Source organism: Flavobacterium sp. 38-13 (assembly GCF_001899155.1).
In the GTDB taxonomy this organism is placed as follows: Bacteria; Bacteroidota; Bacteroidia; order Flavobacteriales; family Flavobacteriaceae; genus Flavobacterium; species Flavobacterium lindanitolerans.
Genome location: NZ_MKVG01000014.1, coordinates 86,608 through 101,507 on the forward strand (window position 1 = coordinate 86,608; position 14,900 = coordinate 101,507).

At 37.1% G+C, this 14,900-nt stretch carries 15 protein-coding genes and 1 pseudogene; 6 read left to right on the plus strand and 10 right to left on the minus strand.

Annotation, left to right across the window (positions count from 1 at the left end):
• Nucleotides 1-81: 81 nt before the first annotated feature.
• The gene (gene rpsO, locus BGO88_RS08805) at nucleotides 82-351 is read right to left on the minus strand and encodes a 30S ribosomal protein S15 (RefSeq protein ID WP_056068350.1); all 270 of its coding nucleotides are present in this window, start codon (nucleotides 349-351) and stop codon (nucleotides 82-84) included.
• A 188-nt stretch (nucleotides 352-539) separates the two neighbouring features.
• Nucleotides 540-995, minus strand: coding sequence for an XrtF-associated fRMsr-like GAF protein (locus BGO88_RS08810; protein ID WP_056068352.1), 456 nt, complete (start codon nucleotides 993-995; stop codon nucleotides 540-542).
• 75 nt (nucleotides 996-1,070) lie between these two features.
• On the opposite strand from BGO88_RS08810, the gene xrtF reads away from it, so the two are divergent.
• The 6 genes from xrtF to BGO88_RS08840 all read left to right on the plus strand — a co-directional run bounded on the left by xrtF (nucleotide 1,071) and on the right by BGO88_RS08840 (nucleotide 6,713).
• Complete coding sequence (gene xrtF / locus BGO88_RS08815) at nucleotides 1,071-1,619, plus strand: exosortase family protein XrtF (RefSeq protein WP_286706628.1); 549 nt, start codon at nucleotides 1,071-1,073, stop codon at nucleotides 1,617-1,619.
• Nucleotides 1,603-2,058 (plus strand): exosortase F system-associated membrane protein, encoded by a 456-nt coding sequence (locus BGO88_RS08820; protein WP_286706629.1) that lies wholly within the window; start codon nucleotides 1,603-1,605, stop codon nucleotides 2,056-2,058. Before xrtF ends, BGO88_RS08820 begins: the two co-directional genes overlap by 17 nt.
• 53 nt (nucleotides 2,059-2,111) lie before the next feature.
• Nucleotides 2,112-2,537, plus strand: coding sequence for an HYC_CC_PP family protein (locus BGO88_RS08825; protein WP_056068354.1), 426 nt, complete (start codon nucleotides 2,112-2,114; stop codon nucleotides 2,535-2,537).
• 65 nt (nucleotides 2,538-2,602) lie between these two features.
• Nucleotides 2,603-4,852, plus strand: coding sequence for a TonB-dependent receptor (locus BGO88_RS08830; protein ID WP_286706630.1), 2,250 nt, complete (start codon nucleotides 2,603-2,605; stop codon nucleotides 4,850-4,852).
• Nucleotides 4,853-4,882: 30 nt separating this feature from the next.
• Nucleotides 4,883-5,224, plus strand: coding sequence for a heavy-metal-associated domain-containing protein (locus BGO88_RS08835; RefSeq protein WP_286706631.1), 342 nt, complete (start codon nucleotides 4,883-4,885; stop codon nucleotides 5,222-5,224).
• Nucleotides 5,225-5,372: 148 nt separating this feature from the next.
• Nucleotides 5,373-6,713: a hypothetical protein gene (locus BGO88_RS08840; RefSeq protein WP_286706632.1), complete on the plus strand. Its 1,341-nt coding sequence runs from the start codon at nucleotides 5,373-5,375 to the stop codon at nucleotides 6,711-6,713.
• Between the two features lie 53 nt (nucleotides 6,714-6,766).
• Here BGO88_RS08840 and BGO88_RS08845 read toward each other — a convergent pair whose 3' ends face one another.
• From BGO88_RS08845 to BGO88_RS08880, 8 genes and pseudogenes are all read right to left on the minus strand, one after another.
• The gene (locus tag BGO88_RS08845; RefSeq protein ID WP_286706633.1) at nucleotides 6,767-9,136 is read right to left on the minus strand and encodes a hypothetical protein; all 2,370 of its coding nucleotides are present in this window, start codon (nucleotides 9,134-9,136) and stop codon (nucleotides 6,767-6,769) included.
• A 116-nt stretch (nucleotides 9,137-9,252) separates the two neighbouring features.
• Entirely contained in the window at nucleotides 9,253-10,881 is a 1,629-nt protein-coding gene (gene groL / locus BGO88_RS08850; RefSeq protein WP_286706634.1) for a chaperonin GroEL, read from the minus strand.
• Nucleotides 10,882-10,917: 36 nt separating this feature from the next.
• A pseudogene (locus BGO88_RS08855) lies at nucleotides 10,918-11,279 on the minus strand (four helix bundle protein).
• 72 nt (nucleotides 11,280-11,351) lie between these two features.
• On the minus strand, nucleotides 11,352-11,627 hold the full coding sequence (locus tag BGO88_RS08860) for a co-chaperone GroES (RefSeq protein WP_056068368.1): 276 nt from the start codon (nucleotides 11,625-11,627) through the stop codon (nucleotides 11,352-11,354).
• 146 nt (nucleotides 11,628-11,773) lie between these two features.
• Nucleotides 11,774-12,145 (minus strand): preprotein translocase subunit SecG, encoded by a 372-nt coding sequence (secG, locus tag BGO88_RS08865; protein ID WP_056068481.1) that lies wholly within the window; start codon nucleotides 12,143-12,145, stop codon nucleotides 11,774-11,776.
• A gap of 4 nt (nucleotides 12,146-12,149) precedes the next feature.
• On the minus strand, nucleotides 12,150-13,079 hold the full coding sequence (locus BGO88_RS08870; RefSeq protein ID WP_286706635.1) for a tetratricopeptide repeat protein: 930 nt from the start codon (nucleotides 13,077-13,079) through the stop codon (nucleotides 12,150-12,152).
• A 19-nt stretch (nucleotides 13,080-13,098) separates the two neighbouring features.
• Nucleotides 13,099-13,602, minus strand: a complete 504-nt coding sequence (locus BGO88_RS08875; RefSeq protein WP_056068371.1) for an LptE family protein — start codon at nucleotides 13,600-13,602, stop codon at nucleotides 13,099-13,101.
• Between the two features lie 28 nt (nucleotides 13,603-13,630).
• Nucleotides 13,631-14,887, minus strand: a complete 1,257-nt coding sequence (locus BGO88_RS08880; RefSeq protein ID WP_101471358.1) for a sigma-54 interaction domain-containing protein — start codon at nucleotides 14,885-14,887, stop codon at nucleotides 13,631-13,633.
• Nucleotides 14,888-14,900: the final 13 nt, after the last annotated feature.

Genomic DNA, 14,900 nt, shown 5'->3' on the forward strand with positions numbered 1-14,900 from the left:
AAAACCCAATGAAAAACCAAACTTTTTTTCGGCAATATGTAAAAACAAAAAGAGGCGCGTGAGCACCTCTTTTCTATTGAATTATTTTCTAATATTCAATTCTTTGATAATCTCACGATATCTGTTGATATCTTTTTTCTTAAGATAATCAAGCAAGCTTCTTCTTTTACCTACTAGTAGGACAAGCGAACGCTCCGTGTTGTAATCGTGACGATTTTTCTTCAAGTGTTCAGTCAAGTGACCAATTCTGTGCGTGAATAACGCGATTTGTCCTTCAGCTGAACCTGTGTTTTTAGCTGATCCTCCGTGTTTAGCGAAGATTTGCTCTTTAACTTCTTTAGTTAAGTACATGCCAATATTTGTTTAAATGATTATTATGTAATGAATAAGTTTTTCTTATTCGAGTGCAAAGGTAATATTTATTTTCAGAAAAAATAATTTTCAGAAAAAAGATTTTAAAAAATACGGTTTGTAGAGTTTGTTTTGTTTAAACGGCTGACAGTTAGCTTGTTTTTGAATCTGCTTAGGGATTGGAGTTCCTAAAATAATTTGGCTACTTCAGCATTTACAAATTCAAGGAAGCGTTCGTCCATTTCAGTAAAAGGATCCAATACGTTGGAATCGATATCAATCTGGCCTATGTTTTTTCCTTCAACAAAAAGCGGAATTACGATTTCAGATTTTACCGTAAAGCTGCAGGCAATGTAATTGTCCTGTGCTTTTACATCAGGCACTACAAAGTTTTGGTTGGAAACAGCCACCTGTCCGCAAATTCCTTTTCCGAAAGGAATAACCGTGTGGTCTGTTGGTTCGCCGGCATAAGGGCCCAAAATCAATTCTTCTTTATCACCATTCCTGAAATAGAATCCAACCCAGTCATAATAGTCAATGTTGTCTCTTAAGAGATGGCAAATCTGCATTAATTTGTCTTCTCTTAAAATGTCTTTGTGGTGGAGGATGTCCTCAACCTTAGGTTTTAATTCTTCAAAAGTCATAATGATGGTTTTTACTATACAAAAGTATTTAATTACGGAAAGCTAAAATTGTATAGTTTTGTTAAAAATATTTTTTTGAAAAGTTACTTCGTCCAATACCGGCCGTTTTTTATATTTCTCCTAAAGTTTTTTCTGACTTATGGAGTGCTGATGTTTGCATATCAGTTGTATCTCAATAGTTTTGATGCTGAAAAATTTGAAACGGACAGTTTTACAGAACTTGTAGCTTCACAGACTAATGATGTACTCCATCTTTTCGGGCAGGATACTTCAATTGCTCCACATGACTCCCAGCCCTCTGTAAAACTTTTTCTTAACGGCAAATTTATAGCAAGAGTAGTGGAAGGCTGCAATGCCATGAGTGTTATGATTCTTTTCGTGGCATTTGTTGTTGCTTTTAAAGGGAAAATGAAGCAAACAATAGTGTTTGTCCTGATAAGTATTCTGGTTATCCACATATTAAATATTCTTAGAATTGCATTGCTTGCCATTGCGTTGTATCATTATCCGGAATATGAGCATATTTTGCACGGTGTTGTTTTTCCACTCTTTATTTATGGAGTAGTATTTGGTCTTTGGGTATTGTGGGTTCAAAAATTTTCATTGCATGCAAAAGCTTCTTAATTATAAAAAAGAAATCGCTTTATCGCTAATACTGGTTTTTCTTCTGGCCTTAATCAGGCTGTTTGAAGAATATTTTTACGATCCGTTTCTGGCTTATTTCAGAAGTGATTATATGGAAAAGCCTTTTCCGCAGTATGATTCCTTTAAGTTGTTTTTCAGCCTTTTTTTAAGATATGCATTAAATAGTCTGATTTCAATTGCTATCATACAGGTTTTGTTTAAAGATTTAGGGTTGTCAAAATTTGCAGGTATGCTATATCTGGTTTTTTTCATCCTGCTGATAGCGGTCTTTTTTTCCATTCTCAATTTTTCCGACCAGGAAAACAACCTTTTGCTTTTTTATGTCCGAAGGTTTTTAATCCAACCGCTGTTTTTGTTGTTATTTGTTCCGGCCTTTTTTTACCAGAATAAGATTTCGAAAAAAAATAACAATTCTTAAATAGTTTTGTGTTGGCAATTTTAATAGTTTTGCACCAGACAATTTATAAGTTAATGAATTTAAGAAAAAGCACAAGTTTGATTTTAGCACTTTTCCTGTTGGTTTCCAATATGGGATTTGCTTTCAATGTGCATTTCTGTGGCGGAAAAGTTTCTTCCATTTCAGCGGCTTATAAAACTTCTGAAGTATGTGCCCTGCCTAAAAAGGAAACTACTGAAAAGAAGTGTTGTGCCAAAAAAGCAGAAGAAGGAAAAAAATGCTGCTCTGATAAGAAAGTTGAACTTAAGAAAAAATCAGAACAGGTAGTTGTAAAAACCTTTTCATTTCATTCAGGACCTGCTGTTATATTCCAGGATTGGAAACCGGAAGTTTTTGGAAAGCCACTTCAGGCTCCAAAGCAGGAAAATATTGAATACTATTGCGATGCCAATGCGCCGCCCTTATTCAAGCTATATTCCCAGTATATTTTCTACGCGTGATTTGATAGATAATTCCGTAAAGCCTTCGATGGCTTAACTATAATTATACTATTAAATCTTTTTTTATGCAAAAACAATTCATACTGCTGTTATGTCTTATCGTTTCTGCCGCTTCTTTTTCGCAAGAGTTGAAAGGGAAAATAACAGAAGGAACTGCTACAGGACAGCCAATCATTGGGGCCAGTATACAATGGCTCAACACCCAGATAGGTACAACTACTGATGTAAATGGAGACTTTTCAATTTCTTATAAGCCGGAATTTACAAAATTGGTGATTAGTTATGTGGGATTCTCAACAGACACGATTACTGTAAATTCTCCAAATTTTATTCACCATTCCCTTGTTCAGAATAACGAGCTGGAAGAAGTTACGATTAACAAAGAGCGAAAAAGCCTTCAGAAATCGTATATGAAAACGGCCAACGTTACTACAATGTCCAGCAAAGAATTGCTGAAAGCGGCTTGCTGTAATCTGGCAGAAAGCTTTGAGACGAATCCGTCAATCGATGTCAACTTTTCTGATGCTTTGACAGGAACAAAGCAGATTAAGATGTTAGGGTTAACAAGCCCTTATTTGATGATTACGGAAGAAAATCTTCCTTCGGTAAGAGGAGCTTCACAGGCTTATGGCCTTTCTTTTACGCCCGGAACCTGGGTGGAAAGCATACAGATTACAAAAGGTGCGGGGTCTGTTGTTAATGGTTTTGAAAGTATCTCAGGACAGATCAATACAGAACTTATCAAACCTGTAAACGATATTCCTTTTTTCCTGAATGCCTATGGTTCTACAGACAGCCGTTTTGAACTAAATACCCACTTCAACAAAAAGGTATCTGATAAATGGAGTACAAGTTTATTTCTTCATGGTAATGCCAGATTGGGTAAGAACGACATGAATGATGACGGATTTTTGGATAATCCGCTTTCAAAACAAATTAACGTATTGAACAGATGGCAGTATACCGACATGGAAAAAGGATGGGTAAGCTTTTTGAATTTCAGGTACATGAATGATGCAAAGCAGACCGGAGAAATTGATTTTGATAAAGACCGCGATAAATTCACAACAAATTACTGGGGTTCTGAAATCAAAACACAGCGTTATGATGTTTCGGCAAAATTGGGTTATGTTTTTCCTGATATGCCTTACCAAAGTATCGGGTTCCAGACTTCTTTCAATGGTCATGACCAGGAATCGTATTTTGGTCTGAACAGGTATGATATTAATCAGAAAAGTTTTTATTCCAATCTGATTTTTAATTCCATTATCAGCAATACGCTGAATAAGTTTGCAACCGGGTTGAATTTTACCTATGACAAATACGATGAGTTTGTGGGCGTACCAAATATTGCAAGAGACTTCAACCGAATTGATAATTCTGTTGGTGCATTTTTTGAATATACTTATGATAATACCACAAACTTCAGTTTGGTTGCCGGTGCCAGAGTTGATAATCACAACCGATTAGGAACTTTTATTACGCCAAGAATCCATGCAAGATACAATCCGTGGGATAGGGCAGTAGTAAGGGCTTCTGCAGGAAGAGGAAAACGTTCTGCGAATATTTTTGCAGAGAACCAACAGCTTTTTGCCAGTTCAAGGGTTTTTGATATTCTGAATACGGGAGGCAAAATCTACGGATTGGATGCGGAAATTGCATGGAATTACGGAGTCAGCTTTATGCAGGGTTTTACGCTTTTCAACAGGCCGGCAGAAGTTACTTTTGATTTTTACAGAACCGATTTCCAAAATCAGGCTGTTGTAGATTTGTATGCCAGTCCACAGCAGGCTTTGTTTTATAACCTGGACGGAAAATCATTTGCTAACAGTTTACAGCTTGATTTTAATTATGAACTGGCAACACATTTTAATTTAAGAACGGCTTATAAGTTTTATGAAATTGAAACCGATTACCTAAGCGGAAGCGCACAAAGACCGTTACAGGCGAAACATCGTTTCTTTGGTAACTTAGAGTATGAGACACATATCACGGATAAAGGGCAGCAATGGAAATTCGATTTTACATACAATTGGCTTGGGAAACAACAGTTGCCAAATACGGCATCAAATCCTGTATCTGACAGGCTTCCGGACTATTCGCCATCTTTTTCTCTGATGAATGCCCAAATCACAAGAACTTTTTCTTCTACCTTTGAAGTGTATGTTGGTGGTGAAAACATAGGGAATTATAAACAGGATAAGGCCATTTTAGGAAGTGATAATCCGTTTGGACCAAATTTTGATAGTTCCATAATCTATGCGCCAATTTTTGGACAGATGTATTATGCAGGATTGCGATTTAAGATAAAATAAACTAAGGATAAATAATTAAAAACAGAAAATATGAAAAAATTAATGATAGTGCTTTTTGTTTCCCTAATAGGATTTGCAGTACAGGCACAAGAGAAAAAGAATAAAAATGCAAAACATACCGTTGAAGTTAAAGGCAACTGCGAAATGTGTAAAAAACGAATCGAAAAAGCAGCTTTTTCAGTTGCAGGTGTAAAATCGGCCAGCTGGGATATTGGAGATAAGCAACTACACCTTATTCTGAATGAAGAAAAAACTTCGCAAGAGGAAGTGCAGAAAGCCATTGCCAAAGTGGGGCACGATACTGAAAAAGTAAAGGCGACAGATGAAGACTATGCAAAGCTTCATACTTGTTGTGCTTACGAAAGAAACTAAAAACAGTAAAAAAATACCTTGAATTTTTTCAAGGTATTTTTACATCAATGGTCTGACAAAATAACTTGGGATTAACAGATGCCTGACGGATTGGAAAGATGCTGTCGGGATTGAGATATTGAGGATTGGAAATAAATAATTACATAGAATGAAATCATTGAAGTATTCACTGGCTTTTTGCGGACTATCAGTCCTTTTCCTGTCGCAAAAAACGATTGCACAGGAACAACAGCCTGCACCGGAAAAACCGAAACATGAATTTTGGCACGATAAGAAATTATACCTGAATGAAGACGGTTCCAACTATCTGAAGTTTGCAATGCTTTCCCAGGTTTGGATTAGAAATCAGGAGTATAATCCGGGGACTACAATTTTTGATTCCCCTAAAACGGCCGGAACAGATATCGGTATCCGAAGATTCAGGATTCAGATGTACGGACAGGTTGCAGACCGTGTTTTTATTTATGGGCAAATTGGCCAGAATAACTTCAATAATGTTTCCGACAGGAAACAGGGTTTTTTTATTCATGATGCATTGGGTGAATATGCCATTGATAAAGAAAAGCTGTCTTTAGGGGCGGGCTTGTCTTCATGGACAGGATTGTCAAGATTTTCTGCTTCTTCCGTAGGTTCTATTATGGGTATTGATATACCGTTATTTCTTGAATCAACAAACGATGTAACAGACCAGTTCGTCAGAAAGCTTTCGTTTTATGCAAAAGGCAAGCTGGGTAAGTTAGACTATAGGATGGCTTTTGCACAGCCACTGGCCATACAGAAAAGTTCCGGCTATGTTGCGGCAATAAGTGAAAGGTCTAATTTTTCTCCGAAGCCGCCACAGATGCAATTCAATGGTTATTTCCAGTACCAGTTTAAGGAACAGGAATCCAATCTGACTCCTTACGCTACCGGAAGTTATTTAGGGAAAAAGAAAGTCTTCAATATAGGAGCCGGGATTGTATACCAGCAAGATGCCATGTGGCATAGAAATGCGGTCAATGATACTATTTATACAGATATGCTTCATTTGGCAGCAGATGTTTTTTATGATGCGCCAATAGGTTCAAGAGGTGAGGCGATAAGTTTTTACGGAAATTTTACGCATTATGATTTCGGAACCAATTACATCCGTAATGCTGCGCCAATGAATCCTGCCAATGGAAGTAGTGATTCAACTGTTTTGAATGGTAGCGGAAATGGTTTCCCGGCCTATGGAACCGGAAATGTTTTGTATGCACAGTTAGGCTACAAACTTAAAGATAACCTGATTGGAATGACAACTCTGATGCCGTATGTTGCAATCCAACATGCCCATTATGAAAGATTGAATAAGGATATGAGTTTTTATGATATAGGCGTAAACTGGCTGTTAAACGGACAGACTTCAAAGTTTACGGTATCCTATCAGAATCGCCCGATATATAATACATCGGGCAATCTGACAGACCATAAAGGAGCTTTTATCGCACAGTATCAAGTTTCTATTTAATAGTTGGTTGGTTTTTTTAGTTGGTAAATCCGAAGTTTAGGCTTCGGATTTTTTTATTCCAAAGAGATTGTTCTGGTTTCAGAGATTAATTGCCCCTCGGCAGAAAAACCTTCAATAAGTAGTTTTACGTTTTTTTGTCCCATATTTGGAATCTGAAATTTAAATTCCTTGCTGTCATGGGTATATATGGCAGGAATCCAATGAATTAATCCAAAATTTTGAAAGCCTCTGTTTTCAGTTGAAGTATACAGCTTATTCTTAAAAGGTTCAATCTTTGAAAAAGCATTTTTTATTTCAAAAGGAATAGCGTTATTTTTTTGTGGCAAACCGCTACCGCCTTTTTTCATATAAATTTTTATAATTCCGATGTTGTTATTTACAGATGGAACAATAGCGTGTGCATTGATGTAAATTTCATCTACTTCGTTCATTCTCATATTCAGAAGCAAATCAAAGCTCATTTGCTGAAGTCCGTCAATAAAAAGTATCGGAGTACTTCTTGCCCCGTTTATGGTTGTTACGGAACGGCTGTAGATTTCTACCGTATTGGAAAAACCGTTAATCGTAGGAACTTCAAAGCCATTGTTTCTAATAAAGTTCAATACGTCTGTCTGGTCATTTTCTGCCACTTTGTAACCTCTAAGATTTCCGTTTCCTAAACTATTCGAATATTTAAGTTTCTTTTTCTTTTCTACGGCAATTTCAACGTCTTCAAGCATAATTGTTCCGTTTACAAAACTTGGGGTTTCATATTCTACCTTTTCTTCAATGGAGGCACATTCCTTTTTTTCTATTTTGAAGGGCTTGTTGAATGTTCTTCGTCCGTTTAAAATCTGCGGATATAATTTTAAAACAATTGGCTTGTTCTTGTCGTCGGTTAGTGTGAAGTTTACCCAGGTTGAATCGGCCAGAACCATGTTGTTGAAATAAAATTCATTCTTATCATTGATTCCTGTGGATTCGCTAATGCTGGATTGTAATGAAAATAACTTTACCTTGAATTTTTTACGGTCAGCCAGGGTCTGATTTATCGTTCCTTTGATCGTAAGTCCAAAATCAAAGGTGTTGTTGTCTTTTGGAGGTGTAGTCACAATGTTTTCCCATTTGTATTTTCCGGTACTTTGGGTTAAAAGGAGAAGGTCAAGCTCAAACTCTTTTGCTTTTGATACTTCTTCAAAATAATAGTTGGTGTTGGATTGGTTTTTAGATAAATACGGATTTAGCAGAAAGGAAGCGCGGATTGAATAATCCTGGTTTATTGCGATTGATTGTTCCGGAACGGCTGAAATACTAATGCTGCTGTTAACGGAGTTCAGGTTCCCGGAAAAATGGATGGAATCTTTTCCTTTTTTCAAAAGCTTTATATCAAGCTTTAAGGATTCTTCGGGGTATTTGAAAATAAACCTTTCAGCAAGTTGCTTCATATCAGAATCGATTATTCTGACGGTATTGACACCTTCGGAGAGATTGTCTTTGGTGAAAGTGATGTTTTGTTCTAAAGTATTTTTGAAATCTATGTCAAAGATGGTGGATTTGTTGTCCTGATGTACTACCAGATAATGTTTTTTTGATTTAAAAGAAGCAATGTTTTTTTCGTTGGTTCTGATTTTGACAATCGTTTTGTCTTTTAATGCAAAGTTGTTGATTTCAAGTGCCAGACCATTTGGGGATGCAAATGGCAGATTTTCTTCTACTTTTTTCCCATTGACCAGAAAAGAGGCTTTTGAGGTTTTGCTGTCACCAAAAATCTGGAATTTCCCCAATCCGAATCTATTCAGGCTGACTTTCTGAAGGCTTTTGCCTTCCGGACCGATAATCTCACCTTCAATTGATGGCAAAGGATTACCGTGACAATCGCTTACTTTTATGCCTACTGTATTTTGAGTGCCTTGAATGATAGAGCCACCTTCGGGGAAAAACTCAATGTTTATTTTGGAATAATCGGGTGAGCTCTTGATTGAGGCGGTCCTGTCATTTTTATTTATGACACTGAATTTAAAAACAGAAGATTCGTCTTCTTTGAAGTTGTTCATCCAGTTGGTGAAAACCTGAATATAGTAGTTGCCGCTTTTGAAGGCATCTCCCAATTCAAATTTCCCGGAGAAACTACCCATGCTACTAAATAATAATTTGTCTTTTATTCTGTTTCCGTTTTCGTCATAGAGGGAAGCATAGACATTGGTAGTGGTGAAAAAAGGAACTTCTTCTTTGCGATGATATACATAGCCTTTAAACCATACATCTTCGTCTGAAATAAATACTGATTTGTCAAGCTGAAGATGGATATTTTCTCTTTCCAAAAAGAAATAATCTTCAATGGTTTTTGAAATAAAGTTTTTTTGGGAATCTGTTTCCTGGGAGTAGCAGGAAAATGTGGCAGCGAAAAAAATAAAAACTACATGGAGGCGAAAGATGGATTGCATAATAATGTTGTATAATGGTTAACAGATGCAATATATGTATTAAATTAATGATTTTGTTTATCAGAAATAAAAAAGGACGCTATTTAGCGTCCTTTTTTAAAAATATAAATTGATTTTTACATCATTCCCGGCATGCCGCCACCCATTGGGCTTGCTCCGGCATTTTCTTCTTTGATTTCAACCAAAGCGCATTCTGTAGTCAGAATCATTCCTGAAACTGAAGCTGCATTTTCCAAAGCAACACGGGTTACTTTTTTAGGGTCGATGATTCCTGCTTTTAGCATGTCTACATATTCATCAGTTTTAGCGTTGTAACCAAAATCTCCTGAACCTTCAGCTACTTTAGCAACAACTACAGAGCCTTCAAGTCCGGCGTTTTCAACAATTGTTCTCAAAGGAGATTCAATTGCGCGGGAAACAATCTGGATTCCGGTAGCTTCATCAGCATTGTCAGCTTTGATGTCTTTCAAAACGCTTTTAGCTCTTAAAAGGGCAACACCTCCACCAGCAACGATTCCTTCTTCAACTGCTGCACGGGTAGCGTGTAAAGCATCGTCAACTCTGTCTTTTTTCTCTTTCATTTCTACTTCTGAAGCAGCTCCAACATAAAGTACAGCAACACCACCGGCTAATTTAGCCAAACGTTCCTGAAGTTTTTCTCTGTCGTAGTCAGAAGTAGTAGTTTCCATCTGGCTCTTGATTTGGTTGACACGGTTTTTAATCATTTCGATGTCACCGGCTCCGCTAACCAATGTAGTATTGTCTTTATTGATAGTGGCACGTTTTGCTGTTCCAAGCATTTCAAGCGTTGCATTTTCTAAAGTATAGCCTTGTTCTTCAGCAATGACTGTACCTCCGGTTAGGATTGCGATGTCTTCTAACATTGCTTTTCTTCTGTCTCCAAAACCAGGTGCTTTTACAGCAGCAATTCTCAGGGCACCTCTTAGTTTGTTTACAACCAAAGTAGATAATGCTTCACCGTCAACATCTTCTGCAATAATCAACAATGGTTTTCCGGATTGTGCCACTGGCTCCAGGATTGGAAGTAATTCTTTTAATGAAGAAACTTTTTTATCGTAAAGCAGGATGTAAGGGTTTTCCAATTCCGCTTCCATCTTTTCAGAGTTCGTTACGAAATATGGAGAAAGATAACCTCTGTCAAATTGCATACCTTCAACTACATCAACATAAGTGTCTGTTCCTTTAGCTTCTTCAACGGTAATTACACCTTCTTTGCCAACTTTACCGAATGCTGTAGCAATCAATTCTCCGATTACATCGTCATTGTTGGCAGAAATAGAGGCAACCTGTTTGATTTTGTCTGTATTTGTACCTACTTCTGTAGCTTGTTTTGCCAAATCGGCTACGATAGCTTCTACAGCCTTATCGATACCTCTTTTCAAGTCCATCGGGTTTGCACCCGCAGCAACGTTTTTCAATCCTTCTTTTACGATAGCCTGTGCCAAAACCGTCGCAGTTGTAGTACCGTCACCGGCAAGGTCATTGGTTTTAGAAGCTACTTCTTTAACCATTTGAGCTCCCATATTTTCAAGCGTATCCTGTAGTTCTATTTCTTTGGCCACAGAAACACCATCTTTAGTGACAGTAGGTCCGCCAAATGATTTTCCTATAATTACATTACGTCCTTTAGGTCCCAGGGTTACTTTTACTGCATTTGCTAAAGCGTCAACACCACGTCTTAAACCGTCGCGTGCTTCGATATCAAATTTTATTTCTTTTGCCATTTTTGTATTTGTTTTTTAGGCTTTAAGCTTTACGCTTTAGGCCGTTGGTGAAATTAATTTTTGTTTTAAATTGTATATTTTACTTTTTATAGAATTGATTTTATCAAGAAAGTCTAATGCAATTTCAGTATTGATATAATGCAAATCTCTGGACAAGATCAAAAGATATTCTGTTTCATTAGCTGATCCCAATGCGATGTTGAGAAATTGATTGAATTCTTTATCACTGTTTCTTCCACAACCTTCACTGATATTAGTTGGAATAGAAGAGGAAGCCCTTCGGATTTGGCTTATCAAATTATAAGTTTCTTCTTTCGGAAATTGGAAGTCATTTTATAAACTTCTAAGGTGAAAGAATGACTTGATTGCCAGATGTCATACTTTTTAAAATCTCTCATGTTTTTTTGGCTTATATTGAATATGTTTTTAAGGCTTACAGCCTTTAGCCTATAGCTTATAGCGTTTAGCCTTTAAATTATTGCAAGAATATCATCTTCTCTCATAATCAGGTAGTCTTTACCTTCTAATTTTAATTCTGTTCCGGCATATTTTCCGTAAAGTACAGAATCACCGACTTTCACGGTCATATTGTGGTCTTTTGTTCCGTTTCCTACAGCTACAACGGTTCCTTTTTGAGGTTTTTCTTTTGCTGTGTCAGGGATAAAAATTCCAGAAGCAGTTTTTGTTTCTGCTGCTGCCGGTTCAACCAATACACGGTCTGCAAGAGGTTTAATGTTTAAAGCCATAATTATAAAATTTTATATTTATATGTGTTTTTGAAGTTTTCTTCTACTAGACAGAAATTGTGCCAATCGCTATTTATGACATTTTGGTCAAAAAAAAATGCCAACATCTGACGTGTTGGCATTTTGAATGTATTTTTTCAAAAAAATTATTTTGCTGTGTCCTGTGCTGTAGCTGCTGGTTGCGCTGTAGCCGGAGTTTCTGCTGCATTGGTTTTTGCCGGAGCCGCAGCCGTTTTTGGAGCCGGAGCCGCTTTTGGGTCGATTGTTTTTAATGTATTGCCACCAAAAGTTCCTGTGAAGCTCAAACTAGACAATAAAATCAAAACAATTAACAATCCGGCTAGTGTCCAGGTACTTTTGTCTAAGAAATCAGTAGTTTTCTGAACTCCACCCATTTGTCCGCCACCGCCTAGTGTAGATGACAAACCGCCACCTTTAGGGTTTTGTACCATAATAACTACGACTAGTAGAAAACAAACGATTGTGATTAAAACCAAAAAAATTGTAAATGTGCTCATTGTTTTAATTATTGTTATTTTGTTGTAATGTCTTAATATCCAAAATTCGGTCTGCAAAGAAATGACTTTTTTCTGGATATTTCAAAATTAATATTTCATAAGCTTGAATTGCTTTTTGATATTTCTTTTGTTCGAGATAAACTTTTGCCAGGGTTTCTGTCATCAGATATGAATTATCTTGGGAGTTCCGCTCAGAAATCAATGAAATAGGAGTAGTGTTTTTTACAGGAGAAATTTTTGGATTGGCTTCGATAAACCGGTCAATTATTTCTAATTTTTTCTTTTTTTCTGAATCTATTTCTGAAATTTCTTCCGTATTAGCTGTTTTTTCAGATTCAATTGGAGTTTCTTCTCTCTGGATTGGCTTAAAAGTCGATAATTGAAGCCATTCCTGAAAAGAATGTTTCTCACCACGGGAAAATTCCAGTGGTTTCCCAATTTCCAGTTTTTCTTCTATGCTTTCTTCAGAGATTTCCGGCTTTGTTTCTTGCTGCGGAATTTCTATAGCTTTTTCTTCTTCAACCTGTTGCGGTTTTGAGGCAGAAGCTTCGCGTATTGAAGTCAGAATAGATTGTTCAAGAGGGTCGATTTTTACAGGCTCCTCTTTTTTCTCCGGATTCAGAATCTCAATCTCATTAACTTTAATGGCATTGATTCGGGCTTCTTTTTCTGCAAAAAAAGCTTTGTTGATGGCCATAAAATTTTCCGAGGTGATGTATTCAAACAATACGCTCCTGTCTGTTGTATGTGCCGCAGTGACTTTTAATTCGCCATTGTATTTAAAACTGTCCTGATTGTACAATCCTTTTAGGCGTAAAGCTCTTGCGCTTTGGAAATAGGGAAATTCTTCGACTATTTTTTCCAAAGCAGATACCTGTCTTTCACTGACGGCATTTGGGTGGCTTAGTAAGGTTGTAAATTCAGTAAGGTTCAAATTCAAATAGTTTATTTTGTTACCACTTGGCTAATGATTCGTTAAAGATGTCTTGTGTAATCCTTTCAAAAATTACATCCAGTGCAGTGGTCAGTTGTGACCCTACAAGCTGGCTTGTTCCGGGGAAATCATAGAAGAAAGAAAATCTTTTTTCGAAATCATCTTCTTCTTTGTTCTTATTTGTAAAACGCACGTTTACAGAGATTGTCAAACGGTTTTGGGCAGCTCTTTGGTCGGCCGTGGCAGTCATTGGAGAAACCCTGTAATCTACAATTTCGCCTTCATAAACCAATTCGCCTCCTGAATTTGTCAGGCTGAGGTTCGTTTGGTTTTGAATCAGGTTTTGCAAATCCTGAGTAAATTTACGTTCAATTCCGGGTTCGATAAGGTCGGCATTATTCTGAAAATAATTAACCTGGAAGGTCTTGGCGTTAATGGGTTTCGCTCCTGTAAAATTATATACAGAACAGCCATTGAAGGCAAGGAATAAGACCGGAAGGATGATGTATTTAATGTATTTCATGCTTTAGTTTGTCAAATATAGACAGTTTTTACAAATCAAATTGCTTTATTTTTCGGTATAGTGTCCTTTCGGAAATTCCAAGCTCATCTGCTGCTGCCTTTCTTTTTCCTTTGTTTTTTTCCAATGATTTTTTGATAAGTTCGATTTCCTTTTCTTCCAGTTTCAGGATTTCTTCTTCTTCAACGGTTTCAGCAAATGTGAAATTGTCATCGTTTTCTTCAAAATGTTCTTCCGCTTTTGGCTTTGTGATTAGGGCCACACTTGGCTGTTCTTCAAAAGCAATTTCGCTGTCTGAAGGGTTGCTTCCGTAAATTTTCTGAATCAGGTTTTTGTTGTTTTCCTGAACTTTTGTATTTCCATTCTGCATCAATTCCAATGTCAGTTTTTTCAGGTCATTCAGGTCGCTTTTCATATCAAAAAGCACTTTGTATAAAATCTCCCTTTCGTTACTGAAATCACTTTCGCTTTTTTTGTCCTTGATTACAGACGGTAACTGACTGCCTTCTGATGGAAGGTAAGATTGTAATGTTGCCGCCGAAATATCCCTGTTGGTTTCCAAAACAGAAATCTGCTCTGCCACGTTTCGAAGCTGACGGATGTTACCGCTCCAACGGAACTGCAACAAGAAATGGACTGCATTGTCATCAAGCTTGATTGGAGGCATTTTATATTTGTGTGCAAAATCGGCTGCAAATTTCCGGAACAGCAGATGGATATCATCTTTTCTTTCTCTTAAAGGCGGAAGCGTAATATCGACAGTACTTAATCTGTAATAAAGGTCTTCCCTGAATTTTCCTTTTTCGATGGCATCAAACATATTGACATTGGTAGCCGCCACAATCCTTACATCTGTTTTTTGGACTTGAGAGGAACCTACTTTTATAAATTCTCCGTTTTCCAAAACACGTAACAGACGTACCTGTGTGGTTAAAGGAAGTTCACCAACTTCATCTAAGAAAATAGTACCTCCGTCAGCGACTTCAAAATAGCCTTCGCGGGTTGAAGTTGCTCCGGTAAAAGCACCTTTTTCGTGGCCAAATAATTCACTGTCAATAGTTCCTTCCGGAATCGCACCGCAGTTTACGGCTATATATTTTCCATGCTTTCTGTGTGAAAGCGAGTGGATGATTTTAGGAATGCTTTCTTTTCCGACACCACTTTCTCCTGCCACTAAGACGGAAATGTCTGTTGGTGCAACCTGAATTGCTTTTTCTATTGCACGATTCAGTTTCGGGTCATTCCCGATAATCTCAAATCGCTGTTTTATGGCTTGAACTGATTCCATTTAAATTATTTTA